The sequence below is a fragment of the Streptococcus sp. 5004 genome (assembly GCF_013276755.1).
Taxonomy (GTDB): domain Bacteria; phylum Bacillota; class Bacilli; order Lactobacillales; family Streptococcaceae; genus Streptococcus.
The window spans coordinates 78,181-104,732 of sequence record NZ_VMLP01000023.1 but is presented as its reverse complement, the minus strand read 5'-3'; the positions used below and the strand labels follow the sequence as shown (position 1 = coordinate 104,732).

The 26,552-nt window shown below is 41.4% G+C and carries 25 protein-coding genes; 23 read left to right on the top strand and 2 right to left on the bottom strand.

The genetic code is table 11. The features are described from left to right. Positions 1 to 97: 97 nt before the first annotated feature. Entirely contained in the window at positions 98 to 1,051 is a 954-nt protein-coding gene (locus HT685_RS07890; RefSeq protein WP_173226872.1) for an aromatic acid exporter family protein, read from the bottom strand. A 173-nt stretch (positions 1,052 to 1,224) separates the two neighbouring features. Next, complete coding sequence (sstT, locus tag HT685_RS07885; RefSeq protein WP_173226870.1) at positions 1,225 to 2,430, bottom strand: serine/threonine transporter SstT; 1,206 nt, start codon at positions 2,428 to 2,430, stop codon at positions 1,225 to 1,227. 138 nt (positions 2,431 to 2,568) lie between these two features. Here sstT and HT685_RS07880 point away from each other — a divergent pair, with 138 nt between their 5' ends. The 23 genes from HT685_RS07880 to rsmB all read left to right on the top strand — a co-directional run bounded on the left by HT685_RS07880 (position 2,569) and on the right by rsmB (position 26,542). Further along, the gene (locus HT685_RS07880; protein WP_172922536.1) at positions 2,569 to 3,129 is read left to right on the top strand and encodes a mechanosensitive ion channel domain-containing protein; all 561 of its coding nucleotides are present in this window, start codon (positions 2,569 to 2,571) and stop codon (positions 3,127 to 3,129) included. Positions 3,130 to 3,189: 60 nt separating this feature from the next. Next, positions 3,190 to 4,095, top strand: coding sequence for a magnesium transporter CorA family protein (locus HT685_RS07875; RefSeq protein ID WP_173226867.1), 906 nt, complete (start codon positions 3,190 to 3,192; stop codon positions 4,093 to 4,095). 17 nt (positions 4,096 to 4,112) lie between these two features. Further along, positions 4,113 to 4,640 (top strand): YqeG family HAD IIIA-type phosphatase, encoded by a 528-nt coding sequence (locus tag HT685_RS07870; protein WP_173226865.1) that lies wholly within the window; start codon positions 4,113 to 4,115, stop codon positions 4,638 to 4,640. 2 nt (positions 4,641 to 4,642) lie between these two features. After that, entirely contained in the window at positions 4,643 to 5,749 is a 1,107-nt protein-coding gene (gene yqeH, locus HT685_RS07865; RefSeq protein ID WP_173226863.1) for a ribosome biogenesis GTPase YqeH, read from the top strand. Between the two features lie 213 nt (positions 5,750 to 5,962). Then, a complete protein-coding gene (yhbY, locus tag HT685_RS07860) occupies positions 5,963 to 6,274 on the top strand; it encodes a ribosome assembly RNA-binding protein YhbY (RefSeq protein WP_000060169.1) in 312 nt (103 codons plus the stop codon). Between the two features lie 50 nt (positions 6,275 to 6,324). Next, positions 6,325 to 6,954: a nicotinate-nucleotide adenylyltransferase gene (locus HT685_RS07855; RefSeq protein ID WP_173226862.1), complete on the top strand. Its 630-nt coding sequence runs from the start codon at positions 6,325 to 6,327 to the stop codon at positions 6,952 to 6,954. Further along, positions 6,954 to 7,547 (top strand): bis(5'-nucleosyl)-tetraphosphatase (symmetrical) YqeK, encoded by a 594-nt coding sequence (gene yqeK, locus HT685_RS07850; protein WP_173226860.1) that lies wholly within the window; start codon positions 6,954 to 6,956, stop codon positions 7,545 to 7,547. The genes HT685_RS07855 and yqeK overlap by 1 nt, the downstream gene beginning before the upstream one ends. After that, entirely contained in the window at positions 7,548 to 7,898 is a 351-nt protein-coding gene (gene rsfS / locus HT685_RS07845) for a ribosome silencing factor (RefSeq protein WP_173226859.1), read from the top strand. 215 nt (positions 7,899 to 8,113) lie between these two features. Then, positions 8,114 to 8,854 (top strand): class I SAM-dependent methyltransferase, encoded by a 741-nt coding sequence (locus tag HT685_RS07840; RefSeq protein ID WP_173226878.1) that lies wholly within the window; start codon positions 8,114 to 8,116, stop codon positions 8,852 to 8,854. Positions 8,855 to 8,863: 9 nt separating this feature from the next. Then, positions 8,864 to 9,961 (top strand): nucleotidyltransferase, encoded by a 1,098-nt coding sequence (locus HT685_RS07835; RefSeq protein WP_173226858.1) that lies wholly within the window; start codon positions 8,864 to 8,866, stop codon positions 9,959 to 9,961. A 132-nt stretch (positions 9,962 to 10,093) separates the two neighbouring features. Continuing rightward, positions 10,094 to 10,348 carry a type II toxin-antitoxin system Phd/YefM family antitoxin gene (locus HT685_RS07830; RefSeq protein ID WP_173226857.1) on the top strand — a complete coding sequence of 85 codons (255 nt, stop codon included), beginning with the start codon at positions 10,094 to 10,096 and terminating at the stop codon, positions 10,346 to 10,348. Between the two features lie 3 nt (positions 10,349 to 10,351). Beyond that, positions 10,352 to 10,606, top strand: coding sequence for a Txe/YoeB family addiction module toxin (locus tag HT685_RS07825; RefSeq protein WP_000924730.1), 255 nt, complete (start codon positions 10,352 to 10,354; stop codon positions 10,604 to 10,606). Between the two features lie 215 nt (positions 10,607 to 10,821). Then, entirely contained in the window at positions 10,822 to 12,930 is a 2,109-nt protein-coding gene (locus HT685_RS07820; protein WP_173226856.1) for a class I SAM-dependent DNA methyltransferase, read from the top strand. After that, on the top strand, positions 12,923 to 14,194 hold the full coding sequence (locus tag HT685_RS07815; RefSeq protein WP_173279007.1) for a restriction endonuclease subunit S: 1,272 nt from the start codon (positions 12,923 to 12,925) through the stop codon (positions 14,192 to 14,194). Before HT685_RS07820 ends, HT685_RS07815 begins: the two co-directional genes overlap by 8 nt. A 2-nt stretch (positions 14,195 to 14,196) precedes the next feature. Beyond that, positions 14,197 to 14,880: a hypothetical protein gene (locus tag HT685_RS07810; RefSeq protein ID WP_173279006.1), complete on the top strand. Its 684-nt coding sequence runs from the start codon at positions 14,197 to 14,199 to the stop codon at positions 14,878 to 14,880. 1 nt (position 14,881) lies between these two features. Continuing rightward, positions 14,882 to 15,907, top strand: a complete 1,026-nt coding sequence (locus HT685_RS07805) for a hypothetical protein (protein WP_173279005.1) — start codon at positions 14,882 to 14,884, stop codon at positions 15,905 to 15,907. Between the two features lie 105 nt (positions 15,908 to 16,012). Beyond that, complete coding sequence (locus HT685_RS07800; protein WP_173226853.1) at positions 16,013 to 18,985, top strand: DEAD/DEAH box helicase family protein; 2,973 nt, start codon at positions 16,013 to 16,015, stop codon at positions 18,983 to 18,985. Between the two features lie 123 nt (positions 18,986 to 19,108). After that, positions 19,109 to 20,722: a ribonuclease Y gene (locus HT685_RS07795; RefSeq protein ID WP_000404934.1), complete on the top strand. Its 1,614-nt coding sequence runs from the start codon at positions 19,109 to 19,111 to the stop codon at positions 20,720 to 20,722. Positions 20,723 to 20,860: 138 nt separating this feature from the next. Further along, complete coding sequence (gmk, locus tag HT685_RS07790) at positions 20,861 to 21,487, top strand: guanylate kinase (protein ID WP_000775041.1); 627 nt, start codon at positions 20,861 to 20,863, stop codon at positions 21,485 to 21,487. A gap of 24 nt (positions 21,488 to 21,511) precedes the next feature. After that, positions 21,512 to 21,826, top strand: a complete 315-nt coding sequence (gene rpoZ / locus HT685_RS07785) for a DNA-directed RNA polymerase subunit omega (RefSeq protein WP_000979235.1) — start codon at positions 21,512 to 21,514, stop codon at positions 21,824 to 21,826. 65 nt (positions 21,827 to 21,891) lie between these two features. Then, positions 21,892 to 24,288: a primosomal protein N' gene (locus HT685_RS07780; RefSeq protein ID WP_173226851.1), complete on the top strand. Its 2,397-nt coding sequence runs from the start codon at positions 21,892 to 21,894 to the stop codon at positions 24,286 to 24,288. A gap of 12 nt (positions 24,289 to 24,300) precedes the next feature. Then, entirely contained in the window at positions 24,301 to 25,236 is a 936-nt protein-coding gene (gene fmt, locus HT685_RS07775) for a methionyl-tRNA formyltransferase (RefSeq protein WP_173226849.1), read from the top strand. Continuing rightward, entirely contained in the window at positions 25,229 to 26,542 is a 1,314-nt protein-coding gene (rsmB, locus tag HT685_RS07770; RefSeq protein WP_173226847.1) for a 16S rRNA (cytosine(967)-C(5))-methyltransferase RsmB, read from the top strand. Before fmt ends, rsmB begins: the two co-directional genes overlap by 8 nt. Positions 26,543 to 26,552: the final 10 nt, after the last annotated feature.

The window sequence follows — 26,552 nt, the reverse complement described above, 5'->3', positions numbered from 1 at the left end:
GCAGGCTGCTCAAAACACCGTTTTGAGGTTGTGGATAGAACTGACGAAGTCAGTAACATATATACGGCAAGGTGAAGCTGACGTAGTTTGAAGAGTATTACTGTCCATATTTTTGGTAAAAATCAACTTTTACTTGGATGAAGGTTTTGGCTTCACGTAGGAGTTGAAGAAGGGTGGCGCGGGTTTCAAATTCGTCTCTTGTCTTGGGTAGACTGCGGTTACGGAAGGCTTCCAGATAGCGTTCGATTTCATCTAGCAAATCAGAAGCAGGATTGGTCTGGCTCAGTTGACCTGCAATTTTTGAAAAGAGTTGCGCTAAAATTAGGCTTTCACTGGCAGCTAGGTGACAGGTGTTGATTTGCTGGGCCATATTTCGCAGGATACGACTTTGTCGCTGTCTCATCTCAAAGTAGTGGATATGGTAGTCGGTCTGGTGAAAGAGGTGGTCAGAGTGATCCAAATAGACCAGTCTGAGTGCTTCTTCCAAAAGCGTGTCCAATTCTTCTACCAGCTGTGCTCGGTTGCGTCCGTCTCCTCTGGATAAATAGTATTTGAAGCGTAGGAGGATATCTTTTAACTTTTCTTCTACCAATGTGTGGTAGTGATGAATTTCCTCTTCTCGTGAAAGCATGTAGAGATTGACAAGTAAGGCAAATGCTGTACCAATTGCAAAGAGAAGGAATTCATTGACTAGAAGGTCTGGAGAGGTTGACTCTTGCACCAAGAGGTGGCTAACCAAAACAGTGCTTGGTGTGATGCCAATTTCCCAGCCCATCTTGTAGGCTAGAGGCACATAGAAGGCAAGATAGAGACCAAGGCTCCAGATATGAAATCCGCTCAAGTGAAAAGCTAGAACACCGATAGCCAGAGCTAGAATCATGGAAAAGAGTCGATTGCGAGCCAGTTTTAAGGTACTTCTACGCGTATCAGATAGGCTCAAGAGAGCGATAATTCCGGCCGAAACTGCTGAGGAAAGATTGAGAAAATAAGCAAGAAAACAGGCAAGACAGGTAGCTAAGATGAGCTTGATCGTACGTTGGCTAATAGACATAAGAATTTCCTGATAATACTCAATGAAAATCAAAGAGCAAACTAGGAAGCTAGCCGTAGGCAGTACTTGAGTACGGCAAGGCGAAGCTGACGTGGTTTGAATTTGATTTTCGAAGAGTATAAGTTAGAATAAAAGAGCAAAAGACAAAACCTGAGCAGGCTTGCCTTTATGAGTTATTTTTTACGGGCTGCTGCGTATTCGGCAACGGCGGTAAAGAGGACATCTGTAGAAGAGTTAAGGGCTGTTTCACATGAGTCTTGGATGACACCAATCACAAATCCAACCCCAACAACTTGCATGGCAATATCGTTAGAAATACCGAAAAGGCTACAAGCAACTGGGATAAGAAGGAGGGAACCTCCGGCAATACCAGAAGCACCGCAGGCTGAGATAGCTGCTACTACACTGAGAACAAAGGCTGTCGCAAAGTCAACAGGGATTCCAAGAGTGTTAACTGCAGCAAGGGTCAAAACGTTAATGGTAATCGCTGCTCCAGCCATATTGATAGTAGAACCAAGTGGGATAGAAACAGAATAGGTATCTGGGTTTAGCCCAAGGTCATGGCAGAGTTTCATGTTGACAGGAATGTTAGCCGCAGAACTACGAGTGAAAAAGGCTGTCACACCGCTGACACGAAGGCAGTTCCAAACTAGAGGGTAAGGATTGCGTCTTATAAAGAAGAAGGCAATCAAGGGGTTGACCACAAGGGCAACAAAAAGCATAGTCGTTACTAATAGAACCAATAAAATACCGTAGTTGGCAAGGCTTCCGATTCCCTTGTCAGAAATGGTTTTAAAAACAAGACCAAGGATTCCAAATGGAGCCAGATTGATGATCCATTCGACAATTTTAGAAGTCACGTCAGCGATAGTTTTTAGTAATTCTTTACTATTTTTGCTGGCCTCTCTCATAGCAATTCCAAAAATGACTGCCCAAGATAGTATACCGATGTAGTTGGCAGTAAGCAGGGCGTTGACTGGGTTGTCAACCAGTTTGAGCAAGAGGTTGCTGAGGACCTGCCCAATCCCATCTGGTGGTGCAATTTCAGTATTGGCACTATTTAGGGTAATTTCAATAGGGACGATGAAACTAGCTACAACAGCTACAAGAGCAGCAGCAAAAGTTCCTAGGATATACAAGAAAACAACAGTTTTCATATTGCTATCTTGCCCCTTTTGATGTTGGGAAAGGGCATTGGCAACGAGGGCAAAGACTAGGATAGGAGCAACAGCTTTTAGACCTCCGACGAATAAATCCCCGAGTAGACCAATTCCTGAGAGATTAGGAAGGGTCAGTCCTAGGATTCCCCCACAAAGCATACCAATCAAGATACGCTTGACAAGGCTTGCCTTGTTCCAAGCATGAATGATTCTTTTCATAATAATCTCCTTTTTGTGTAGTGATTATGATTATAGTATAAATAATAGACAAAATCAAGAATTTTCTGTCTATTTTTTGAATATTTATGGAGAATGAGACTGATGAAAATATGGTATAATGAAATAAAGGAGTTTTATATGCAAAAATTTATTCAAGCTTATATTGAAAAGCTAGATGTGACAACCATTATCGAGAATATTCTAACCAAGGTCATTTCTCTTTTACTGCTTTTGATTGTATTTTATATTGCTAAAAAAATGCTTCATACTATGGTGCAGAGAATTGTCAAACCTTCTCTAAAAATGTCTCATCATGATGTCGGACGCCAAAAGACTATTGCGCGTTTACTAGAAAATGTGTTTAATTATACGCTATATTTCTTTTTACTCTACTGTATTTTATCGATTTTAGGCTTACCTGTATCTAGTTTGTTGGCTGGGGCTGGAATCGCTGGGGTGGCGATTGGGATGGGAGCCCAAGGCTTTCTATCTGATGTCATCAATGGCTTTTTCATCCTCTTTGAACGTCAACTGGATGTGGGAGATGAGGTCGTTCTGACAAATGGCCCCATTACTGTATCGGGCAAGGTCGTCAGCGTGGGAATTCGTACGACCCAGCTTCGTAGTGAGGAGCAAGCCCTTCACTTTGTCCCTAACCGAAATATCACGGTTGTTAGCAATTTCTCACGCACAGACTAGACCTGTTATTTTAAGTAATTTGTGGTACAATAGAAAGAGTTTAATAAAGGAGAAAAAAAGATGGTTTTAGAAAAGCAGTTGGGCAATGGTTGTATTTGGATAGACCTTGATGTGGATAAGATTAAAAATATGGAAGATCTTTCTGACATCTATGGATTGGACAAGGAAACCATTGAGTATGCTCTGGATAGAAATGAACGAGCTCATATGGATTATAACCGTGAAACGGAGACGGTAACCTTTATTTATAATGTTCTTGATTTAGAAAAAGACAAAGAATATTATGAAGCGATTCCCATGACCTTTATCGTCGAAAGACAACGAATGATTACCATCAGCAACCATAAGAATGCTTATGTCATTGATCAGATGTCAGCTTATCTGGATAGCCATGAGTCGCTTTCTATTTACAAGTTTCTCTTTGCTGGTTTAGAGATTATCAGTAACGCTTATTATCCTGTCATTGAAGAGATGGATAAAAGTAAGGACGAAATTAGTGCCTTGCTACGTCAAACTACAACAAAGAAAAATCTCTTCGCTCTCTCTGACTTGGAGACTGGTATGGTTTACTTGACAGCAGCAGCAAAACAAAATCGACTCCTCTTGGAACATATCCAGGGCCATGCTCTTTATCGGAGATTTAATGATGTCGAACGAGAGCAGTTTGATGATGCCATGATTGAAGCCCATCAGTTGGTGTCTATGACAGACTTGATTTCTCAAGTCTTGCAACAACTCTCAGCTTCTTACAACAACATCCTAAACAATAACTTGAATGATAGTTTGTCAATTTTGACTATTATCTCCGTCTTACTAGCAGTACTTGCGGTTATTACAGGTTTCTTCGGAATGAATGTTCCTCTACCATTTACAGAAGAGCCAAATGCTTGGATTTATATCTTAATGGCTAGCTTGATTTTATGGGCAGCCTTATCTCAATGGATGAAGAAAATTACTAGAAATTAAAAAGAAAAGGAGCCAGAATGGCGATTGAAAACTACATGCCAGATTTTGCTGTGGAAGCAGTTTATGATCTGACAGTTCCAAGCCTGCAGGCGCAGGGAATCAAGGCTGTTTTGGTCGATTTGGACAATACCCTCATTGCTTGGAACAACCCTGATGGGACGCCAGAGATGAAACAATGGCTACATGATCTTCGGGACGCGGGCATTCGCATTATCGTAGTCTCAAATAACACTAAGAAACGCGTCCAAAGAGCAGTTGAGAAGTTTGAAATTGATTACATTTATTGGGCCTTGAAGCCCTTCACATTTGGGATTGATCGTGCTATGAAGGAATTCCACTATGAGAAAAGTGAAGTGGTCATGGTCGGCGACCAGCTTATGACCGATATTCGAGCAGCCCACCGTGCTGGTATTCGCTCGATTTTAGTCAAACCCTTGGTCCAACATGACTCAATCAAAACGCAGATTAACCGAGCTCGTGAGCGCCGTGTTATGAAGCAAATAACGGAAAAGTACGGACCGATTACATATAAAAAAGGAATTTAACTATGGAAGAAATTCTCTGTATTGGTTGTGGAGCAACCATTCAGACGACAGACAAGGCTGGTCTTGGATTTACTCCCCAGTCGGCACTTGAAAAAGGTTTGGATACTGGCGAAGTCTATTGCCAACGCTGTTTCCGTCTCCGCCACTACAATGAAATCACGGATGTTCAGTTGACGGACGATGATTTCCTCAAGCTCTTGCACGAGGTGGGAGACAGTGATGCCTTGGTGGTAAATGTCATTGATATCTTTGATTTTAATGGCTCTGTCATTCCAGGTTTGTCACGCTTTGTATCGGGCAATGATGTCCTCTTGGTAGGAAATAAAAAAGATATTCTGCCCAAGTCTGTTAAACCAGGCAAGATTAGCCAGTGGCTCATGGAACGTGCCCATGAAGAAGGGCTTCGTCCTGTTGATGTCGTCCTAACTTCAGCTCAAAACAAACATGCCATTAAGGAAGTCATTGACAAAATCGAGCATTACCGTAAGGGCCGCGATGTATATGTCGTTGGTGTAACCAACGTTGGAAAATCAACTCTAATCAATGCCATTATCCAAGAAATCACGGGTGATCAGAATGTCATTACGACTTCGCGCTTCCCAGGGACAACATTGGATAAAATCGAGATCCCGCTTGACGACGGATCTTATATCTACGATACGCCGGGGATTATCCACCGCCACCAGATGGCCCACTACTTGACGGCCAAAAACCTCAAGTATGTCAGCCCCAAAAAGGAAATCAAGCCTAAAACCTATCAGCTTAATCCTGAACAAACCCTGTTTCTAGGCGGTCTAGGACGCTTTGACTTCATTGCAGGTGAGAAGCAAGGATTCACAGCTTTCTTTGACAACGAACTCAAATTGCATCGTACCAAGTTAGAAGGCGCTAGTGCTTTCTACGACAAGCATCTCGGAACTCTTCTAACTCCACCAAATAGCAAGGAAAAAGAAGATTTTCCAAAGTTGGTCCAACATGTCTTTAATATCAAGGAAAAGACAGACCTAGTCATCTCTGGACTCGGCTGGATCCGCGTAACAGGAACCGCAAAAGTCGCCGTCTGGGCACCAGAAGGCGTCGCCGTCGTCATACGAAAAGCAATTATTTAAACACAGAAAGGAAAGGGTTATCTGAATTCGGGCGAGCAGGGCGAGCCTATAGAGAATACTTTTCGCCGTGGTGTCAGTTGGTACAAGTGATTGTACCAACTGCGGAAAATTTGAGACCTTAGGCTCAAATTTTAGTCATGAAAGTCCGAAGGACTTTGCTGACGTCCGTCACCACTTCAGAAAAGTATAAAAAGAAACTCTTTTAAAGAAATTATGTCATTAACATCAAAACAACGTGCCTTCCTCAATAGCCAGGCACACACCCTCAAACCGATCATCCAAATCGGAAAAAATGGACTGAATGACCAAATCAAAACCAGCGTCCGTCAGGCACTTGACGCCCGTGAATTGATTAAAGTAACGCTCTTACAAAATACTGATGAAAACATCCACGAAGTAGCTGAAATCTTAGAAGAAGAAATCGGTGTGGATACAGTCCAAAAAATCGGACGAATCTTGATTTTGTTTAAACAGTCTAGCAAGAAAGAGAATCGCAAGATTTCTAAAAAAGTCAAAGAAATCTAAAAACCTACTCCCAATAACTGTTTTTACAGAGAAATAAAGGAGACTAGCCTATGGCAATCGAATTATTGACTCCCTTTACCAAGGTAGAGTTGGAGCCAGAAATCAAGGAGAAAAAACGCAAACAAGTCGGGGTTTTAGGGGGGAATTTTAACCCTGTTCACAATGCCCATCTGATCGTTGCGGACCAAGTACGGCAACAGTTGGGGCTGGACCAGGTTCTGCTCATGCCTGAATACCAACCTCCTCACGTAGATAAAAAAGAAACCATCCCTGAACACCATCGTCTCAAGATGCTTGAATTGGCGATTAAGGGGATTGAAGGGCTAGCCATTGAAACAATCGAGCTAGAGCGCAAGGGTATTTCTTACACCTACGACACCATGAAGCTTCTAACTGAGAAGAATCCAGATACGGATTATTACTTTATTATCGGTGCCGACATGGTGGACTATCTGCCTAAGTGGTACCGAATTGATGAACTGGTTGATATGGTTCAGTTTGTGGGGGTTCAGCGCCCGCGCTACAAGGCTGGAACTTCCTATCCAGTTATCTGGGTGGATGTGCCTCTCATGGATATCTCATCCAGCATGGTGCGGGACTTCATTGCTCAAGGTCGGAAACCCAACTTTCTCCTACCACAGCCGGTGCTAGGCTACATCGAGAAAGAGGGACTCTACTGATGGCCTATCAAGACTATATCAACTGCTCTCGCGATGTTTTGTTGGAAAAAATGGCAGAGCTTCTGCCTGAAAAGCGCTTAACCCATTGCTTGGGTGTGGAGCGTGCAGCCATAGAACTAGCCCAACGATTTGGAGTAGATGTCGAGAAAGCAGGACTAGCAGGCCTTCTTCATGACTACGCTAAAAAGCTGTCAGATCAGGAATTTCTAGACTTGATTGACCGTTATCAGCTGGATCCTGATCTCAAAAACTGGGGCAATAATGTCTGGCATGGTATGGTTGGCATCTACAAGATTCAGGAAGATTTGAATTTGCATGATTCGGAAATCCTGAGAGCTATTGAAATCCATACAGTTGGGGCTGGTCAGATGACAGACCTAGATAAGGTTATCTACGTCGCAGACTATATCGAACACAATCGGGCCTTTCCAGGTGTGGATGTGGCGCGTGAAATTGCTGAGCTATCGCTCAATAAGGCGGTGGCCTACGAAACAGCTCATACCGTGGAGCATCTAGCTCATCAGGGATTTCCCATTTATCCCCAAACCCTTGAAACCTATAACGCCTTTGTGCACTATTTGAAAGAGGACTAAATGAACGAAAAAGAATTACTAGAACTAGTCGTGAAAGCGGCTGATGAGAAACGTGCGGAGGATATCCTCGCACTTGACGTACAAGAATTGACCAGCGTGACGGACTATTTTGTTATCACTAGTTCAATGAATAGCCGCCAGTTGGATGCTATCGCTGATAATATCCGTGAAAAAGTAGCGGAAGCAGGATTTAAAGGCAGCCATATCGAAGGCGATGCAGCTGGAGGATGGGTCTTGCTGGACCTCGGTGCTGTCGTTGTGCATATCTTCTCAGAAGAAATGCGTGCCCACTATAACCTAGAAAAACTATGGCATGAGGCGCATTCTGTAGATTTATCTGAAACTTTATAGTCTTTTCCTTTATCTTTTATTACGGCGTTAACTCGTTTTGCCTAACTCCAGTTATGCCTGCAACTCGTTGCCTAGTACTAAAAGCAAACGAAAAGACTATAGTGTACAATTGAACTCAGTTGTAGTCAACTGGGTTTCTTTGCTTATTTTAGAAAATTGGATAGAAAGGTAAAGGGCGAGTGGTGTTTGCCATGGAGGCTCTTGGTATCATGATTATGGCAACTTATGAAACCTTTGCGGCGGTCTATGATGCAGTCATGGACGATAGTTTATACGACAAATGGACGGATTTTTCTCTGCGTCACTTGCCTAAGACCAAGGAGAGAAAGAAACTTTTGGAATTGGCTTGTGGGACAGGTATACAGTCTGTGCGCTTTTCTCAGGCTGGTTTTGATGTGACTGGACTTGACTTGAGTGGGGATATGTTGAAGATTGCTGAGAAGAGAGCTTCTTCAGCTAAACAAAAGATTGACTTTATTGAAGGCAATATGCTGGATTTGTCCAAGGCAGGTCAATATGATTTTGTCACTTGTTATTCGGACTCAATCTGCTACATGCAGGATGAAGTAGAAGTCGGGGATGTTTTTAAAGAAGTTTATAATGCCCTAAACGAAGACGGAATTTTCATATTTGATGTACATTCGACCTACCAGACAGATGAAGTTTTTCCAGGCTATTCCTATCATGAAAATGCGGAAGATTTCGCCATGCTCTGGGATACCTACGAGGACGAAGCTCCTCACTCCATCGTGCATGAGCTGACTTTCTTTATCAAGGAGGCAGACGGTTCCTTTAGTCGCCACGATGAAGTGCATGAGGAGAGGACTTATGAGGTTCTGACCTATGATATTTTGCTGGAGCAGGCTGGATTTAAGTCTTTCAAACTCTATGCGGACTTTGAGGACAAGGAGCCAACAGAAACTAGCACCCGTTGGTTTTTTGTCGCGCAGAAGTAGGAGATCACTATGACCATCACAGGTATTATCGCGGAGTTTAATCCTTTTCATAATGGGCATAAATACCTGCTGGATCAGGCTGAGGGACTGAAAATCGTTGCCATGTCTGGTAATTTTATGCAGCGAGGAGAGCCTGCTATCGTTGACAAGTGGACACGAGCCCAGATGGCGCTGGAAAATGGCGCAGACTTGGTAGTGGAATTGCCCTTTTTAGTCAGTGTTCAGGCGGCGGATTTCTTCGGCCAAGGAGCTGTGGCTATCTTGGCTCGGTTGGGCATTGATACTTTAGCATTTGGGACGGAGGAAATTCTGGATTACCAGAAAATCGCTGACTTATACACAGAGCAGGGGGCTGAGATGGAGAAATTTGTGGAAAATCTGCCTGATTCCCTCTCTTATCCCCAGAAAACCCAAGCCATGTGGAAGGAATTTGCAGGTCTTGATTTTTCAGGCAATACGCCCAATCATGTCCTTGCTCTTGCTTATGCCAAGGCGGTTGCAGGACGAAATATCAGGCTGCATCCGATTCAGCGTCAGGGGGCTGGTTACCATTCTGTGGATAAAGATGTGGACTTTGCTTCAGCGACAGCTCTTCGTCAGCACCAGAAGGATCAAGATTTCTTAGAACGCTTTATGCCTTCTATTGCCCTATTTGAGCAGGCCAGTAAGGTGAGCTGGGAAGACTATTTTCCCTTTCTCCGATATCAAATTTTGTCAAATCCCGACCTAACCACCGTCTATCAGGTTAATCAAGAAATGGTAGTACGCATTAAGGAAGCCATCAAGACAGCCCAGTCTGTGGGAGACTTGGTTGAGGTGGTTGCGACCAAGCGTTACACCAAGGCGCGTGTCAGACGTCTTTTGACTTATATTTTGGTGCAGGCTAGAGAAAATGACTTGCCAGAAGCCATTCATGTCCTTGGTTTTACCGAAAAAGGCAGACAACATCTCAAGTCTCTGAAAGGGCAGGTCAATCTAGTCAGCAGAATTGGCAGAGAACCTTGGGATGCTATGACCCAAAAAGCAGACCAGATTTACCAACTAGGAAATCCAAGTATAGCAGACCAGAATTTTGGAAGAGTGCCAATAAGAATAGAAACAAACTAAGTCTACTGAAAGGTAGGCTTTTTGAGATTTTTTACGAATAAATAGATAGAAAAAGAAAATCTTGTACAAGTTTCTGACAATTTCTTTCTTTTCGTGTATAATAGTGGAAAAGAGGTAAAACGAGGTATGGTTATGGAAGCAGTTCTTTACTCAACATTCCGAAATCATTTAAAAGACTACATGAAGAAGGTCAATGATGAATTTGAGCCTTTAACGGTGCTTAATAAAAATCCAGATGAGGACATTGTAGTTCTTTCAAAGAGCGAATGGGACAGTATTCAGGAAACCCTGAGAATCGTTCAAAATAAGGAGTTATCAGACAAGGTTTTGCGAGGAATGGCTCAAGTCCGTGCTGGAAGCACTCAGGTACATGTGATTGAGGAGTGATGAATGCTGCTCAAGTTTACAGAAGATGCCTGGGCAGATTATTGCTACTGGCAAACTCAGGACAAGAAAACGTTAAAAAGAATCAATAAACTAATCAAGGATATTCAACGTGATCCCTTTACAGGAATAGGTAAGCCAGAACCACTCAAGTATGACTACCAAGGAGCCTGGTCACGTCGTATCGACGCAGAAAATCGCTTGATTTATATGATGGATGGAGATAGCGTGGCTTTCTTGTCCTTTAAAGATCATTACTAGAGTCTACTGCGAAGTAGGCTTTTTATTTTTTAAATTTTTATTAGTAAGTTTAAGATAAAGTTTTTTGGAAAATGCCAGAATCCTTAATACAAAAGACAAAAACTCAGTAAAAAAATTAGTATATGAACTTCGATCTTTACCCTTGAATCCGCTTTATAACTCTTAATTTGTGGTATAATGAAGAGAATTGTTAATAATAAAAACAGGGGAAGTAAATGTCTAGTTTCAAAGAAAAATTACCACTATTCCAAGCAAATGACATCCAAATTTCTAATGATGTCAATACGGTTTGGTCTATCGCTAACACTCTTAGAGGAGCTTATCGAGCAGATAAGTATCGCGATGTCATTATTCCAATGTTTGTCCTGACTCGTTTAGAAGCTGCCTTGCTGCCAACCAAGGATCAGGTGGTAGCACAATACAAAGCAAATCCCAATACACCTGAGAAAGTGTTGGAGAAACTTTCAGGCTATCGTTACTACAATGTTAGTCCTTTTACGTTGGAAAATCTTCAAAACGATCCAAATGCAATCGAGGAGAATTTTCTAGCCTATCTGGATGGCTATTCCTATCGTGTCAAGGACATCATTGAAAACCTAAAATTTAAAGAGCAAGTCCGTACCCTGGCCCAGAGTGGTCGCCTTTTCACGGTTATTAAAAAGTTCTCTCAAATTGATTTGTCTCCAAGTTCAGTCGACTCTATGCGTATGGGATACATGTTCGAGGATATCATCCGCCGATTTTCTGAAAATGAGGAAGCGGGGTCTCACTATACCCCTCGTGAGGTTATTGCTCTGATGGTCAACCTCCTCTTGATTGAGGCAGACGAAGAACTTTTTGTTGATAAAAAAGAGTTGAAAATACTAGACATGGCGGCTGGAACTGGGGGAATGCTGGCTACAGCTAAAAGCTATATCCGTCAGTTGAATACAGGAGCCACTGTCCGACTCTTTGGTCAGGAAGTTTTACCTGAAACCTTTGGGATTGGTCGTGCAGATATGCTAATTCGTCAGGAAGACTCTGACTATTTCGTGAAGGTAGATACCTTAAAAGATCCAGATCCTTTCCCAGATACTAAAATGAGCTTTGTCATCGCTAACCCTCCCTTCGGTCAAGCTTGGGGTGGTAAGGATGCGGATGATGGGGTTGAGGATGCAGTTAAGAAAGATCATCAACTCTTTGACAAAACAGAAGGTCGTCAAGGTCGTTTTGTCGCGACTCCAGGAACTGGAGATGCTCAACTACTCTTCCATCTTCATGCTCTTGCAAAATTAGAAGAAAATGGTCGTGCAGCCATCATTTCAAATGGGTCTCCCCTCTTTTCAGGTGGGACATCATCGGGAGAAAGTCAGATTCGCCGTTATATCCTTGAGAATGATTTGCTAGAAGCTATAGTCGCTCTTCCAGGTCAATTTTTCTATAACACAGGGATTGGGATTTATATCTGGATTTATAATAAAAACAAGTCTCCTGAGCGCCAGAATAAGGTTCAATTTATCGATGCGACGGAGGAGTTTATTCCTCTACGTAAATCTCTAGGTCAAAAACGCCGTGAGTTGTCCCAAGATAATATCCGTCAGATCCTTCGCTGGTACGATGATTTTCAAGAAAATGACCATGTAAAAATCTTTGACAATCAAGAGTTTCTCTATCGAGAGTTTACAGTTATGCAACCTCTGCAACGTCGTGGCCAGATAAGCGAAGAAACAATTGAGAAAGCGAAAAGCGTTCCTTTCCTAGCTAAACTATTTGATGAATACAAGTACCAAGAATTGCTAGAGATGGAACCACGTTCAGCCAAGGATGAGAAAAAATTACAGGATCTTGTAGCTGGTAAGATCAAGCAAGAAGCTATCCTGACAGCTCTTGCTAAGGGAAGCTCTGATAAGACCTATCCTAACTTTGAGAACTTTGCCCAAGTCATCAAGGACTTGCTGGGAGAGTTTAAGCTTACGCCTGCCAATGTCAATGCGCTAGCCTTAGCTATGAGTGAAATGGACAAAACAGCAGAAGTTATCCGAACCAAGAGGAAAGACAAGGCAAATGAGATTGCCGATGGGATTGTCTATGATAAGACCACCAAGGACAGTGAAATCGTTAAGCTGACAGAGGATGTGGAAACCTACTTTGCGCGTGAGGTCTATCCCCATGTACCTGACGCCCACTACTGGTTTGATGAGGAAAAGGGCTATGGAGCCGAGATTCCTTTTACCCGCTATTTCTATCACTACCAAGCACCAGAGAGTGCTGAGAAGTTATTGGCAGAGTTCTATGACTTGGAAGCAGAACTACAGACTCTCTTGGAGGAACTAAAACATGACTAGGATGAAAGAGAGTGGCATTGACTGGATCGGACAGATACCAGAAGAGTGGGAGATTTCTAAAATAAAATTCACAACACAGCTTAATGGTAGAATTGGTTGGCAAGGATTAACATCAGCTGAATATAAAGAAGAAGGACCATATTTAATTACTGGAACTGACTTTCACAATGGAACAATTAATTTTGAAACAGCTGTACATATTGATGAAAAACGTTGGTCAGAAGCTTCACAGATTCAAGTTGAAAATGGTGACTTACTAATTACGAAAGATGGTACGGTAGGTAAAGTAGCTATTATTTCAGGGCTTGATGATAAAGCTTCGTTAAATAGTGGTGTGTTAAGAATCCAAACAATTGATGAGATTGATAGAAGATTTTTATACTATGTTTTACTGTCAGATGAATTTTGGATGTGGTTTAACTATACAAATTCAGGAGCTAGCACTATTTTACATTTATATCAAAATGTATTTGATGAATTTACTTTTACCTTTCCCCAAAAAAATGAACAACAAAAAATCGCTGATTTCCTAGACAAGAAAACTGCCCAGATGGATAAGGTGAAAGTACTACTAGAGAAGCAAATTCAAAAACTCAAAGACTACCGAGCTAGCTTGATTTATGAAACCGTCACAAAAGGATTGGATAAAACAGTCCCTATGAAGGATTCAGGAATCAACTGGATTGGACAGGTGCCTGAAGGATGGGAGATTTCTAAAATAAGATATTTAGTAACTACTCGAAGTGAAAAAAGAATAACAGACTCTTCTATACCTTACATAGGATTAGAAAATATAGAAAGTCAAACTGGGAAATTTGTTGAAACTGGTATACAAGTTGATAAGAGTGAGAATATTGTAGTCGAAATTGGAGATGTTTTATTTGGAAAGCTGAGACCATATTTGAGAAAATATTGGCGAGCTACCTTCCCTTCAACAGCTAGTTCAGAATTTCTTGTGTTTCAATCTTCAGAATTAGACATGAATTTTCTCTACTATGCTATTCAAAGTGATAGTTTTATTGAAGAAGTTAATACTTCTACTTATGGTAGTAAAATGCCTAGAGCAAGTTGGGAATATATAAAAAATATGAAAATTACTTTTCCATCAAGCCTTGTTGAGCAACAAAAAATTGCTAATCTTTTGGATGAAAAAACCGCTCAAATTGATAACCTTATACAAATCAAGAATCAGCAAATTAAAAATATTAACAAACAACGACAAACTCTTATTTATGATTATGTGACAGGGAAGAGGAGGGTGTAGGATTGCTATTTGGAACTGATTTAAAATTTCGTTTAGCTTACTTTTTTACCGCATTTTTTCCAGCATTTTTATTGATTTATTTTTCATTAGTAGATATTCATCATTTTTTATTAAAAGAGACTGAGTCGTTACCTTGTTATTTAAGTAGGAACTTGTGGCATTTTCTTATGTTATCAGTATTACTTTCTATAATGCTAATATCAATTTACAGTATACGTGGATATATCAACGGACGGAGGAGTGAAGAAAATATTGTTAAAAATATTGTTTTAAATTTTAATGTATCTAAGGTCACGTTGAAAAATAATTCTCAAGGCAAAGTGATTGATATTCAAGACGGACCAAAAATAAATCCAGGATTCATATCCTTTGTATCGTCAACCATTGTACCCTCTTTAGTTTTGAAATTTATGAATGGAGTTAGTGCTCTAGCAGCAATTATAATTATTGTTTTCTTTTTTGTGTTATTAATGCTTAGCAATGATATTTTTCCAAACTTGATATTACCTATTTTTGGTATCAATTTATTAGTAACAAAAGATAACTACAATATATTTTTCTTTCGAAAAGACTCGGCTGCATTTTCTGGTGTGAAAAGGATTTGTACTCTAGGAAACACTGGTACAATGGCAAGAACATTTGTTTTTTTTGATCAAGAAGTATTAAACGATGAAATAGGAGAGTAGAATGGTAGAAATATATGCAATTGGCTGGCAGGCTGGACGAGGTAAGTCACTTGGGAAATTGAAAAATTTTAGAAAAGTTATCTCAGACGAAGCTAATGTTTATGTAGATAATATTCAAATTGCTAATAATCAAATTGCTAATAATCAAAATTCTAAGAAATTAACTTTAAAAGAAAAATTTGAAGAATCAATTGAGTCATTACAAAATGTTGAAACGAATGGGAATAATACGGAAGTTCCATTTTATAGAAAGGTTGATGAGAGTCTCCAGTCTGAAATAGATAGAATACAATTAGTCTCATCTCAATTAGAAACAGATTTACCTCCTCTAAAGAACTTTGAAGATATACGACTATATCTAGTTTGTGAAGAAATTGATGGTGTACAGTACAAATATTTTTTGAAATCAATTCGAGCCGCGAAATTAGAAACTAGATTTATTGCTACTGTTACTTCTGGAAAAGTTAGAATAGTTGATATAGAAAAAAATGAGGGAAGAAGTCTTCCGTTCATCATAAGTTATGCTGAAAAAACTGAAAACAATGAAACTGTACAATATATCTTTAATGTTCAGGATTATGAAATTATGTTTGGTTTTAATGAGTCAAAAATAATCAAGGCTGAAGAGAATTATGAGAAATTTTTATCTGATAATAATAAAGAACCACTGTTTAAATTATCTAGGGATTTTAAAGTGAAAGTATCTGATGAAGAATCTGAAAAAATAAAAGCTAAATTAAAAAGTCATCGTAAATTGATTAATTTGCTTGCAAAATATACTAATGAAGCATCGAGCTATGAATGGGAATGTGTAAAGAAAGCGAATGAATTATCAGGACAGTTTTTTCAAACACCTTTCACTTTTAATGAAAAAAGTAAAGAGATATATCTAACAGCAGAGTCTCTTGAGGCCTTTGTTTCTGTGATTACAAATGCAAAGAAATTGGGTATTGCTAAAAATGAATACGAAGATTCACTTGCAGATAAACGTCAGAAAGATAAAAAAGATAATATTGAAGTACAATAAAATATCTGTTTTATCATTTTTAGATTTTAAGAAATTCATTGTAAACTTTAAATTTGTATTGTAACGAAATTTTAATTGAATTATAGAAAAAGAAAGTGAGAAACTATGGCGAATTTGGGCTTGAAGGAGCGCTATGATTTCCAGCAGTGGATTATCAAAGATTTGAGAGATAAGAATGACTATATTCAGCGGGACGCTACTTGCTACGATCCTAGATTAGCCATGGATGTGGAACTCCTATGGAATTTTCTGATGGAGACCCAAGAGGAGACCATGGACTATCTCCTTAAAAAGCTTAGCAAGGAGACAATCGTCAATCTGATTAATAAAGAAATCGTCAAGGGTGGCTTTTTATTCGCCTTAAAAGAGGGTGTCTTTATTGAAAATAAACAACTTCGTCTTCTTTATCGTAAACCTGCGACTAGTTTTAATGAAAAGGCTGTTCAACAATACCAAGCCAATTGTCTATCTGTTATGGAAGAAGTGGTTTACGAGGAGAGCGACCGCATTGACCTTGTTATCTTTATCAATGGATTAGCACTATTTGCTATCGAACTTAAGTTTAATCCCAGTGGTCAGTCTGTACAGGATGCTATCAGGCAGCTCAAGGGACGCAATCCTAAGAATCGTCTTTTCCGTTTTGAACAGGGAGTCTTGGCTTCCTTTGCAGTGGATACCCTAGAAGTCTATATGACGACGCAATTGAAAGGACAAGAAACCTATTTTCTACCTTTTAATGTGGGGAAAGGGGAAGGTATTGAGATGGGAAGTGGCAACCCTCACAACCCTGATGGTGTCGATACAGACTACTTGTGGCTTGATGTCTTGACCAAGGATAGTATTCTCCAGTTAATAGAGAGTTTTATCTTTTTTGAGATGGATAAGCATAAAAAGAAGACCCTGATTTTCCCGAGATACCATCAGCGAAGAGCAGTTAGCCGTCTCCTAGAGGACATGAAAGTCAACCATACTGACAGTAATTATCTGATTCAGCATTCGGCTGGTTCTGGTAAAACCAATACCATAGCATGGTTGGCTCACAGCTTAGTTTCTCTTCATGATGATCAGAATCAAAACATCGTAGATACTGTATTAATCGTAACAGACCGTATCGTAGTTGACCGTCAATTGCAAGAAGCAGTCAAGGAAATCTCCCACAAGCCTGGAGTGGTCAAGGTAATGGGCGACAAAGAAACCTCCAGTGACTTAGCAGATGCGATTGCAGGAAATACAAAAATCATAGCTACGACGATTCATAAGTTTGCCCAAATCAACCAATCCAACTGGATGTCTGTAGGGAACACTGCGAAAAAGAAATTTGCCATCCTGATTGATGAAGCCCACAGTTCAACGACAGGATCCTATATGAGTTCGGTTAGTCAAGTCTTGACAGAAACAGATACAGAAGATGGAACTATCGATGAGATTCAAGAAGTAAGTGTTGCGGATGCTATCGAGCAGGAGATTGCTCGGACAGGTAAGCAGGACAATGTCTCAATCATTGCCTTCACCGCAACTCCCAAGGCGACAACTCTACAGCTATTTGGGACAACACAAGCAGATGGTTCTAAAGCTCCTTTTGATGTTTATAGTATGAAGCAAGCTATTGAGGAAGGTTTTATTCTAGATGTTTTAGATAACTATACGACTTATAAGACCTATTACAAGCTCAATAAAGCAGTTGAAGAAGATCCTGAGCTAAAAACGACTCTTGCTAAGCGTAAGATTGCAAAGTTTGTAGAATTATCTGATGAAAATATCAATCAAAAGGTTGAAATTATCATGGATCACTTTATCAGTCATGATATTATGGCTGAATTGGGTGGTCAAGGTAAGGCTATGATTGTGACTTCGGGTCGTGAGGCAGCAGTTAAGTATCAATTGGCCTTTCAAAAGTACTTCAAAGACCACAGTATCACTAGTATTGGATCCCTGATTGCCTTTTCTGGCAAGGTTGATTATCAAGGTAGTGAATATACTGAGTCGCAAATGAATCAGGTCAAGGAAGATTATTTGAAAGATCATTTTGATACGGAAGACTACCAAATCCTGATTGTGGCAAATAAGTATCAGACAGGGTTTGACCAACCAAAACTGGTTGCTATGTATGTGGATAAAAAGTTGCGAAGTGTTGCTGCGGTGCAAACATTGTCTCGTTTGAATCGTATCTATAGAGGCTACAACAAGAAGACCTTTATCCTTGATTTTAAAAATACTTATGACGATATTCGCTCAGCTTTTTCTCCCTACTACCGTGAGACTATTTTAGCAGATACAGTCACACCTAGCGATGTCTTGACCTTGGATCGGAAAATTGATGAGTATGGTATCTTGGACAGTAATGTTGTTCATGAGTTTAATCAATTCTTATACCAAGAAAAGAGAAACAGCAGAGAAAAGCAAAAGATGGTTTCTCTGTTAAATCAAGGTTATGATAGAGTTAGACGGTTTGATGAGAAAGAACTACTTTCTATTCGAAAGGTTATTCGAGGTTTTCTTAGAATGTATACTTTCTTGATTCAGGCAACTGCTTATCAAAATGAAGTTCTACACGAACGTTATAATTATCTGCAAAGTCTTGTCAAGATGATTGATGTTCGCATTGGAGGAGATGATTTTACAATCGCAGATAAGATCGTAGTGGACTATATGAAACATAAGCAAACAGGTTCTTTCAGGTCAGTTTCTGAATTGGAATATCATCCAGAGTTAATACTTACCAAGCCAAGTACTGGAGGTGTTACGACTGACCAGGAGAAGCGTTTATCTGAAATCTTAGATGAAATTAACGAACAGTTGGATTTGGGTATTGATCACCAAGTCGGTCTAAGTGGAGCGGTATCCATTCGTGAATTGATGAAAAAGAATCCGAGACTAAAGCAATCTGCTCGTGTCAACTCTAGAGAAGATTTCGTTTTTGCTTTTGAAGAAGAGATTGACAATGCTCTTATAGAAGGATACTCTCAGAGTCAAGATTTATTTGGTGCTCTATTAAATAATGATTCTTTCAAGAAGAGATTAGCAGATATATTTATTGATGATGTGTTCAAAAGTTTGAAGGGATCCGAAGAAGTGTAATCTTAAAATTCACGCTAATTTCCCCAAAACATATTCTATTTTAGGTTTGTGAAAATCACTTTTTTATGGTAGAATGTAAAAGAATGTATGTCATTCGGAATAACAATAAAATGAGGTAAAAACATGGAAATCATGTCGCTTGCGATTGCTGTTTTTGCCGTCATCATTGGTTTAGTCATTGGATATGTCAGCATCTCAGCTAAGATGAAATCATCTCAGGAAGCTGCAGAGTTGATGCTTTTAAATGCTGAACAAGAAGCAACTAATTTACGTGGACAAGCTGAGCGTGAAGCGGATTTACTTGTTAATGAAGCCAAACGTGAAAGCAAGTCTCTTAAAAAAGAAGCACTATTGGAGGCCAAAGAAGAAGCCAGAAAATACCGTGAAGAAGTGGACGCTGAATTCAAATCAGAACGTCAAGAACTCAAACAAATCGAAAGTCGTTTGACAGAGAGAGCTACTAGCCTTGACCGTAAGGACGACAATTTGACGAGTAAAGAACAAACACTTGAACAAAAAGAACAAAGTATTTCTGATAGAGCGAAAAACCTTGATGCGCGTGAAGAGCAATTAGAGGAAGTCGAAAGACAAAAAGAAGCAGAACTAGAGCGTATTGGTGCCCTGTCTCAGGCAGAAGCACGAGATATTATCTTGGCACAGACAGAGGAAAACTTGACCAAGGAGATTGCTAGCCGCATTCGCGAAGCTGAGCAAGAGGTCAAGGAACGTTCTGACAAAATGGCCAAGGACATCCTGGTTCAAGCTATGCAACGTATCGCTGGTGAATATGTAGCGGAGTCGACAAACTCAACAGTTCATCTGCCAGATGATACTATGAAGGGACGCATTATTGGTCGTGAAGGTCGTAACATTCGTACCTTTGAAAGTTTGACAGGGGTCGATGTGATTATCGACGATACGCCAGAAGTGGTGACCTTGTCAGGATTTGACCCGATTCGTCGTGAGATTGCACGTATGACTATGGAAATGTTGCTCAAAGATGGTCGTATCCACCCAGCTCGTATCGAAGAGTTGGTTGAGAAAAACCGTCAAGAGATTGACAATAAGATCCGTGAATACGGTGAGGCAGCAGCCTATGAGATTGGTGCGCCAAACCTTCATCCAGACTTGATGAAGATTATGGGACGTTTGCAGTTCCGTACTTCTTATGGACAAAATGTCTTGCGTCATTCGATTGAGGTTGCTAAGTTGGCTGGTATCATGGCCAGCGAACTTGGTGAAAATGCGGCTCTTGCCCGTCGTGCTGGATTCCTTCACGATATCGGAAAAGCTATTGACCGCGAGGTTGAAGGTAGCCACGTTGAAATCGGTATGGAATTGGCACGTAAGTACAAGGAACACCCAGTTGTGGTGAATACGATCGCTAGCCACCACGGCGATGTCGAAGCAGAAAGTGTCATTGCAGTGATCGTTGCTGCGGCAGATGCCTTGAGTGCAGCCCGGCCAGGTGCTCGTAGTGAGTCTCTTGAAAGCTATATCAAGCGTCTCCATGATTTGGAAGAAATTGCTAACGGCTTTGAAGGGGTACAAAATAGCTTTGCCCTTCAAGCAGGTCGTGAAATCCGTATCATGGTCAATCCAGGACAAATCAAGGACGACAAAGTCACAATCTTAGCTCACAAAGTTCGTGAGAAAATTGAAAACAATCTCGATTACCCAGGAAATATCAAGGTAACCGTGATTCGCGAGCTTCGTGCAGTAGATTATGCTAAATAAATAAGAAAGAGCAGTTGAAAAATTACTGCTTTTTTGTTACACTAGATAGAAAGACTGTAGAAGGATAGTTTGTGTAAAATGCTACTATCTGAAGGAAGATTTTATTTTATTTTTACAGACTGACTAAAAGGAGACACAATGGCAGACCGAGGCTTACTAATCGTTTTTTCTGGTCCTTCAGGGGTTGGCAAAGGAACGGTTAGAAGAGAGATTTTTGAGAGTTCTGAAAATCAATTTCAATACTCTGTATCGATGACGACACGCGCACAACGTCCTGGAGAAGTGGACGGTGTTGACTATTTCTTCCGTACTCGCGAAGAGTTTGAAGAGCTGATTCGTCAAGGACAGATGTTGGAATACGCAGAATATGTCGGCAACTACTATGGAACTCCTCTGACCTATGTCAATGAAACCTTGGACAAGGGAATCGATGTTTTCCTTGAAATTGAGGTTCAGGGTGCTCTTCAGGTCAAGAAAAAGGTTCCAGATGCTGTCTTTATCTTCCTGACACCACCAGATTTGGATGAATTACAAGATCGTTTGGTAGGACGTGGAACAGATAGTGCAGAAGTGATTGCCCAACGAATCGAAAAGGCCAAGGAAGAAATTGCTCTCATGCGTGAGTATGATTATGCGATTGTCAACGATCAGGTGCCCCTAGCTGCTGAGCGTGTCAAACGTGTGATCGAAGCAGAGCACTTCCGTGTGGATCGTGTCATTGGTCACTATCAGGAGATGTTACCAAAGTCTCCAACTACTCGATAAAATTTAGAAAATAGGTACAAGCAAATGATGTTAAAACCCTCTATTGATACCTTGCTCGACAAGGTTCCTTCAAAATATTCACTCGTAATCTTGGAAGCAAAACGTGCCCACGAATTGGAAGCAGGTGCGCCAGCAACTCAAGGTTTCAAGTCTGAAAAATCAACTCTTCGCGCTCTAGAAGAAATCGAATCAGGCAACGTAACAATTCATCCAGACCCAGAAGGGAAACGTGAAGCAGTACGTCGCCGTATCGAAGAAGAAAAACGCCGCAAAGAAGAAGAAGAAAAGAAAATCAAAGAGCAAATCGCTAAAGAAAAAGAAGATGGTGAAAAAATTTAAGGTTGGGGGGACTCAATCTTATTTTTTCTATTGCAAGAATCTACTGACAAGGAGGAGGTGAGAAGATGGCCATAGCTAAGATTATTGTAGATGTGCCCTTGATGCAGACAGACCAGCCCTATAGTTACAGAATTCCTGAGGAGTTTGAGGGAATGCTGGAAGTTGGGATGCGGGTTCATGTGCCCTTTGGTAAGGGCAATCGCCTGATTCAAGGGATTGTTCTTGGTTTGGAGTCCCAACCAGATGAAGAAGAGATGGAGCAATATTTAAAAGATATTGCAGAGGTGCTGGATTTTTCTCCTGTTCTCACGCAAGAACAACTCTGGCTGGCTGAGGAGTTACGCAAATCTGTCTTCTCCTATAAAATTTCCATCCTCAAGGCTATGTTGCCGGGATTTCTGAACTCCAGCTATGACAAAATTCTCTATCCTAAAGCAGGTCTGAGTCAGGAAGACCGAGAGCGCTTGTTTGGTTCAGAAGATTCGCTAGCCTTTTCTTCTCTGGATTTAGCTAAGCAAGCTGAAATGATGCGTTTGACTAGAAAAGGCTTGCTTGGTCTGGAATATCAGGCGGTCGATCAAAAGAAGGTCAAGACCCAGTCTTGGTATGAGGTTGACCTTGCTCAATTAGAAGGTGTAGAGATTTCTACACGTGCCAAGAAAAAGTTGGAATTGAGAGATTACTTGCTGTCTCATCCTGAGAGTGATTCCTTGGCTAGTTTGTTAGAGTCCTATTCGCGGGACCAAGTCAACTTCTTTGTGGAACAAGGTGCTGTTTCCATAGTCCAAAAGGAAGTTCAACGCTCGGCTGCTTATTTTGAAGGTATTGAGGCAAGTAGACCTTTGGAACTGAATCCAGAACAAAGACAGGCGCGTGATGCGGTTGTGGGTGCGATTGGCAGTCATCAGCCTCCCTTCCTCCTTCAAGGGATTACAGGGAGTGGGAAGACCGAGGTTTACTTGCAGATTATCCAAGGGGCCTTGGATAAGGGTAAAACAGCCATTTTGCTGGTGCCTGAGATTTCCTTGACTCCACAAATGACGGAGCGTTTTATAGCACGTTTTGGAGGCAAGGTAGCCATTCTTCACTCAGGCTTGTCTAATGGTGAAAAGTATGATGAATGGCGCAAGGTGGAACGCGGCGATGCCCAAGTTGTGGTTGGTGCTAGATCAGCCATCTTTGCTCCGCTGAAAAATCTAGGTGTCATGATTATCGATGAAGAGCATGAAGCGACTTATAAGCAGGACAGCAATCCCCGTTACCATGCCAGAGAAGTAGCCATTTTACGGTCTCAGTATAATCAAGCAGCTCTGGTACTTGGTTCAGCAACCCCTAGTCTGGAGAGCCGTGCTCGAGCTGGAAAAGGCGTTTATCAACATTTACGTCTGACCCAACGCGCCAATCCTTTAGCTACGATCCCTGAGGTTCAAGTGATTGACTTTCGGGACTATATCGGACAAAATGAGACGTCAAACTTTACGCCACCTTTGTTAGAAGCTATTCAGGACCGTCTAGCTAAAAAAGAGCAGGTAGTTCTCATGCTCAATCGTCGTGGCTATTCTAGCTTTGTTATGTGTCGGGAGTGTGGAACTGTGGATACTTGTCCCAACTGTGACATTTCCTTGACCTTGCACATGGATACCAAGACCATGAACTGCCATTATTGTGGCTTTTCGAAGGACATTCCTCAGATCTGTCCTAACTGTAAGAGTCGAAGTATTCGTTACTATGGGACAGGAACTCAGAAGGCTTATGACGAGCTGGCAGAACTCTTTCCCCAGGCCCGCATTTTGCGGATGGATGTGGACACGACTCGTAAGAAAGGTAGTCACCAAGCTCTTCTTGACCAGTTTGGAAGAGGAGAAGCAGATATTTTGCTAGGTACTCAGATGATTGCAAAGGGCTTGGATTTTCCCAATGTAACCCTAGTCGGAGTGCTCAATGCGGATACGGCCTTAAATCTGCCTGATTTCCGTTCTTCTGAAAGAACCTTTCAACTCTTGACCCAGGTGGCAGGCCGAGCAGGTCGTGCTGAAAAAGCTGGTCAGGTCCTGATACAGTCCTACAATCCTCAGCACTACGCTATTCGATTTGCCAAGGATCAGGATTACGAGGGCTTTTATACCTATGAAATGGGTATCAGACGACAACTTGGTTATCCGCCTTACTATTTTACCATTGGCATTACCCTTTCTCACAAGAAAGAAGAAGAGGTGGTCAAACGTGCCTATGAAGTCATGAACATTTTGCGGTCAGGCTTGTCTGAAACCAGTAACATCCTTGGGCCGACGCCGAAACCGATTGCTCGTACCCACAACCTCTATCATTACCAGATTTTAATTAAATACCGTTTAGAAGATGAGCTGGGGCCGACCCTCAACCAGGTCTTGGCCTTGACTCAAGAACGGGAAAATAGTGAGCTCCGTCTCAGCATTGACCATGAGCCGCAACAATTTTTATAAGAAGGAGAAGATATGACAAAATTAATCTTTATGGGGACACCCGATTTTTCAGCAACAGTCTTAAAAGGACTTTTGACAGATGACCGCTATGAGATTCTAGCCGTTGTGACCCAGCCTGACCGTGCTGTCGGCCGTAAAAAAGTGATTCAAGAAACCCCAGTCAAGCAGGCTGCCGAGGAAGCAGGTCTTCCTATCTACCAACCTGAAAAATTATCTGGAAGTCCAGAAATGGAAGCGATTATGAATTTGGGAGCGGATGGGATTATCACTGCTGCATTTGGGCAGTTTCTCCCAAGTAAACTCCTTGATAGCATGGACTTTGCGGTCAACGTTCATGCCTCCCTCCTTCCTAAACACCGTGGTGGTGCGCCTATCCATTATGCCTTGATTCAAGGGGATGAGGAAGCTGGTGTGACCATTATGGAAATGGTTAAGGAAATGGATGCAGGGGATATGATTTCTCGTCGCAGCATTCCGATCACAGATGGGGACAATGTCGGAACCTTGTTTGAGAAATTAGCGTTTGTTGGTCGTGATTTGCTTTTGGATACTCTACCTGCCTACATTGCTGGCGATATCAAACCTGAACCTCAGGATCCAAGTCAGGTTACTTTCTCTCCAAATATCAAGCCAGAAGAAGAAAAATTAGACTGGAACAAAGCCAATCGTCAACTCTTTAACCAAATCCGTGGAATGAACCCCTGGCCTGTTGCCCATACTTTTCTCAAGGGCGACCGCTTTAAGATTTATGAAGCCCTACCAGTAGAAGGTCAGGGAAATCCAGGTGAGATCCTCTCTATCGGCAAGAAAGAATTGATTGTCGCAACGGCAGAAGGGGCTCTATCCCTCAAACAAGTGCAGCCAGCTGGTAAACCTAAGATGGACATTGCTTCCTTCCTAAACGGAGTTGGACGTACATTGACTGTAGGAGAACGATTTGGTGACTAAAGTAGAAACGGATAGAAGTTTAGCCCTATCAGTGCTAGAGGATGTCTTTATCAATCAAGCATACTCAAATATCGCCTTAAATAAGCATCTCAAGGGAAGTCAACTTTCGGCAGCAGACAAGGGCTTGGTTACCGAGCTGGTCTATGGAACGGTAGCCCGTAAACTGACTCTGGAATGGTACCTATCACACTTTATCGAAGACAGAGACCAGTTAGACAGTTGGCTCTATGTCCTTCTTCTCATGAGTGCCTACCAGCTTCGCTATTTGGACAAAATTCCAGACCATGCTGTGGTCAATGAAGCAGTAGAATTGGCCAAAGTCCGTAAAAAAGGCAGTGAAAAATTGGTCAATGCCCTCCTTCGTCGTATTCTGCGTGAAGGCTGGCCAGATATTGCCAGCATCAAACGAAAAAACAAGCGTGACTCCATTGCCTATTCCCTTCCTGTTTGGCTAGTTGCTAAGCTCAAGGAAGAATACGGAGAGGAGCGAGCACAGGCTATTTTTGAAAGTCTCTTGGTGCGAAACAAGGCCAGTATTCGTGTAACAGACCTAAGTCGAAAAGAGGAAATCCAAACCTTGTTGGAGGCCAGTGATTCATCCTTGTCTCCTTCTGGATTGGTTAAGGAGCAGGGGCATTTTGCAGGCCATGATTTGTTTGCGGAGGGAGCCATTACCATCCAAGACGAGTCTAGTCAATTGGTTGCGCCAACTCTTGATTTACAAGGCAATGAGCAGGTTCTAGATGCCTGTGCGGCTCCAGGTGGGAAAACAGCCCATATAGCCTCTTATCTTACGACAGGTCAGGTTACGGCTTTGGACCTTTACGATCACAAGTTGGACTTAATCCAAGAAAATGCTCAACGTTTAGGAGTTGCAGATCGGGTTCAAACGCAAAAATTGGATGCCAGAAAGGTGCATGAGTTTTTTGGTCAGGATTCATTTGATAAGATTTTGGTGGATGCTCCCTGTTCAGGAATCGGTCTTCTGCGTCGAAAACCAGACATCAAATACAATAAAGAAACGGCAGATTTCGCGTCCTTGCAGGAAATTCAGCTAGAAATATTAGGTAGTGTTTGTCAAACACTAGGCAAAGGTGGTATAATAACTTATAGTACCTGTACTATTGTCTCAGAGGAGAATTTTCAAGTCGTTGAGGCGTTTTTAGAAAGTCATCCTGAGTTCGAGCAGGTAAAACTAGAACATGAATGTAAGGATATCATGAAAGACGGCTGTATCCTCATTACACCTGAATTGTATGGAAGTGATGGATTCTTCATCAGTCAATTTCGCAAGATATCGGATTAGGAAGGAACTG